Origin of the sequence: Caproiciproducens galactitolivorans, from assembly GCF_026672255.1 — a bacterium.
Classification (GTDB): domain Bacteria; phylum Bacillota; class Clostridia; order Oscillospirales; family Acutalibacteraceae; genus Caproiciproducens; species Caproiciproducens galactitolivorans_A.
In genome coordinates, this window is record NZ_JAPOHA010000023.1 from 1 (window position 1) to 3,041 (window position 3,041).

7 protein-coding genes are annotated in these 3,041 nt (G+C 41.6%); 2 read left to right on the plus strand and 5 right to left on the minus strand.

Annotation, left to right across the window (positions count from 1 at the left end):
- A partial coding sequence (locus OUY18_RS13725) for a DUF7666 domain-containing protein (protein WP_419196148.1) occupies positions 1-405 on the minus strand: 405 nt, incomplete at its 3' end.
- A 24-nt stretch (positions 406-429) separates the two neighbouring features.
- Positions 430-645, minus strand: coding sequence for a hypothetical protein (locus OUY18_RS13730; protein WP_268059347.1), 216 nt, complete (start codon positions 643-645; stop codon positions 430-432).
- 57 nt (positions 646-702) lie between these two features.
- Here OUY18_RS13730 and OUY18_RS13735 point away from each other — a divergent pair, with 57 nt between their 5' ends.
- On the plus strand, positions 703-921 hold the full coding sequence (locus OUY18_RS13735) for a hypothetical protein (RefSeq protein ID WP_268059348.1): 219 nt from the start codon (positions 703-705) through the stop codon (positions 919-921).
- A gap of 302 nt (positions 922-1,223) precedes the next feature.
- Positions 1,224-1,595: a hypothetical protein gene (locus OUY18_RS13740; RefSeq protein ID WP_268059349.1), complete on the plus strand. Its 372-nt coding sequence runs from the start codon at positions 1,224-1,226 to the stop codon at positions 1,593-1,595.
- On the opposite strand, the gene OUY18_RS13745 is transcribed toward OUY18_RS13740, so the two are convergent.
- The 3 genes from OUY18_RS13745 to OUY18_RS13755 are packed head-to-tail and all read right to left on the minus strand — an operon-like array spanning position 1,564 to position 2,839.
- Entirely contained in the window at positions 1,564-1,725 is a 162-nt protein-coding gene (locus OUY18_RS13745) for a hypothetical protein (protein WP_268059350.1), read from the minus strand. The two genes, OUY18_RS13740 and OUY18_RS13745, sit on opposite strands and share 32 nt — an antisense overlap.
- Positions 1,718-2,068: a hypothetical protein gene (locus OUY18_RS13750; RefSeq protein WP_268059351.1), complete on the minus strand. Its 351-nt coding sequence runs from the start codon at positions 2,066-2,068 to the stop codon at positions 1,718-1,720. The genes OUY18_RS13745 and OUY18_RS13750 overlap by 8 nt, the downstream gene beginning before the upstream one ends.
- A gap of 15 nt (positions 2,069-2,083) precedes the next feature.
- Positions 2,084-2,839 carry an antA/AntB antirepressor family protein gene (locus OUY18_RS13755; protein ID WP_268059352.1) on the minus strand — a complete coding sequence of 252 codons (756 nt, stop codon included), beginning with the start codon at positions 2,837-2,839 and terminating at the stop codon, positions 2,084-2,086.
- Between the last annotated feature and the right edge of the window lie 202 nt (positions 2,840-3,041).

Sequence of the window (3,041 nt, forward strand, 5' to 3'; positions counted from 1 at the left end):
ACCTGTGTTGGTAGCCGCAGACCAGTCGCCTGTGTTGGTAGCCGCGGACTGGCAACCTGTGTTGGATTCTTTGGCATTGTTCCAATCAACCTTTTCAAGGATAAATTTCACACCAGCATCAATGATTCCTTTTGTCCCGATCTCAACGCCGATCTTGATTTTCTTACCGCACCGCTTACTATCGCCATCCGTTTTCTCCGAAACCTCATCCAATTCAACTTCGCAGTATTTGCTATCAGACGGAGGATAGTATCCGAATACGTCCAAGGGTGCTTCGCAAGCATGAAATCCAGAACGGCATAAATCCGCTTTGGGTTCCTCATATGATTTACCAATTTCGTACTGGAACACCTTACCTGATGGTGTGCATTGCAATTTATTGTTGAATCCCTTATAAGCTTTCATATTGACAAATCTCCTTTTATACTGCTATAATGCAGTTGATATAGTTTTATTTGCGCCGCTTTCCGATGCCAGTCGGGAGCGGCTTTTTTCTTTGCATAAATACACTTCGATAGTGCGAACATCGGTCATGCTAATGCCAAGCAGCGTTGCAATCTCACGCCCTAAAAAGCCACGGGACAATAATTCTTTAACAAATTTTCTTCGAATTTCTTTTTCCCAACCTCCATGTACCCCAGTCAATATCTTGCTTTCCTCTCGGGTCATGGGGTCATGAGCCTGACAGTCTGGATATTCGCAATGAAAACAATCGTGGTCGCAATGGAATTTCACTTTTTATTTGCCGCCTTTCTTTTTGGCTCAAACTCAAGTACCCCCTGTGTTCCGAATCCGGTTAACAATGCGGCCGCCACAACAAGTAATATGTCTTCAATGCCGCAGCCGAGAATAAAAAGCAGTACGCCAAATATTGCAGCAAATTTCGATGTGGTACGCATGGGCTTGTCCCTCCTTATTTGATTTTTTCTTCTATTTCTGCTAATAAGTCAAAAACTTTTAATATTAGGTCGTACAAATCATCGTTTGATGTTTTTTTAACTGGACTTTTTAATTTTTCGTCGAACTGCCCGCTTTTAACTCGGTCAATGGTGGCACGGCTCCTATTTGTGATACTGCAAATTTCCTTTCTCGTTAAACCTTTTGAAATCAGAAGCTTTATTGTTTTTTACTTCTTCTTTTGACATTACTTTTCCCATTCTTTTGTCCTCCTTGTAAATATTTCCTTTTCAGTGTAGAATTATGTCGGAAAAGGGGTAAGAAGCTTGGCAACATATGGTGACCTAAAAAACTTTACATATGGTGAACTATCTCAAATGGGCTTAACTCATGGTGATTTGAAAGACTTATCCTATGAAGAACTTTTGACAATAGCTAAAGATAAGTTAGAAAGATTTAAAAATCTCCCTGATGATTTTCCTGTTACAAATGAAGCCAACCAACAAATTCAACAAATTTACCAAACTGCAAAGTCAGAAATTCCAACTTTGAATGTTGCTCCACAAACCAAATGGTCAAAGCAGCCCACCGAAATAATGTTTGAAGCAATTTGCATGGCTCTAGCAAGTGGAGCAGTAGCGCAGTTACCACATCTAATTGCTTTAATTATTTCTGCAATAGACCAATTAATAAAGTAGCGAAAGGATTGAGAATTAAATCTGCAATTGCTATACCGAGCACGCATATCAAGAATGTTTCTTTTTTGGCCATGCGCAGCCTTTGAACTTCCACTTCAAGGGCTGCTATTCTTTTTTCTAGTTCATCCATTCTCTTTTCCTCCTTTCAAAATTCCTTTTTTAATGAGCTTGTCCCTGTAACTGCAATCCCAACATAGGAAGCCGGATTTAGGGATTACTTTCTTTGCGCTTATGTTCCAGATATGACCACAGCGGGTACAACGGGCGGTCAATGAGGATTTCCGGTTGGAACATTCGTCGCAAAACGGACGATGTCCCCAGTTAAATTCCGGAAAGTCATGCGCCCATTCGATCGGGTCTACTTGAAATTCTTTTCCGCATTTCGGGCATTTTGCGTAAATGTTGTGAGCGTTCAATTCAATTTCAATATCCTGCGTTGCGAATTCGTCATCTACGGTGATTTTTACATACATGGTTTTTCCTCCTTTTTAAGCGGTTTTCTGATCTGCGCCATATTTGATTGCCATTTCCTTGACGATAGCGATATAGATTTCAATCAGCTTTTTATCGTCGGCAATAACATCGACTTTGTTGAGCCTGTCCCGTTTGGACTTGCACACGCCCTCGTCGGCCATCCGCTGGCGCTTGTTGGTAAGGCGGGTTTCGAGCTTTACACCACCGCGCGAATCCACTAACTTGAAGATTTCCGACTGAACGTCCCTTATGTACTCATTGCCGCCCATCTTTTGTGCGGTCTTTATAATCAGCTTCCGAGCGTCCTCACGCCATGAGCGGGTGTCCAGTGCAATAACATCTCCAATATGGTTAAGACGCTCATTGGTTTCCTGCAAAGCTTTCTGTTGCTGCTTCTGGCCGACTTCCAATTTAATTAACAGCCGGAGTTCCGGGGAAAGATTTTCGATATTGGTATCCAGTTCAATAAGTTTATCCCTGATTGCTTTACCCTCCGGTGTGCGCTGAATCATTGCAATGTGCTTTGCCATGTCGAGGGTGAGGATATGCTCAATACGGGGTCTACCACCTTGCTCTGAGGTTTTCCCCGAAACTGGGGAAAAGTCTGTTCCTTCGAAAAACCCATATTCGCACATATCTTTAAACCATGTGGAATAGTCCTTCCCAATTTTAAGTTTTTCGTGAAGTTCCCTTCCGATAACCACTTTCTTTCCCTCATCCGTTGTGTAGACAGGAATTATGTCGCGGTTGAAAATTTGTAAGTTATTCATGAATTTGCAACCTCCTTATCTTTTTATGCGGATTTTTCTACCCTCTCTTTTTCCATATCCTTTTTGAACGCTTCAAGCATTAGCCGCGCAAACTCGCGCATTTTTTCGGGTGAAATATCTTTTACATTAACATGCTCTTGCATTTTTCCCTTCCTTTCTTATACCTGTTTTTGCGCTACGCAATTTGTTTTGTAAAAAAAAA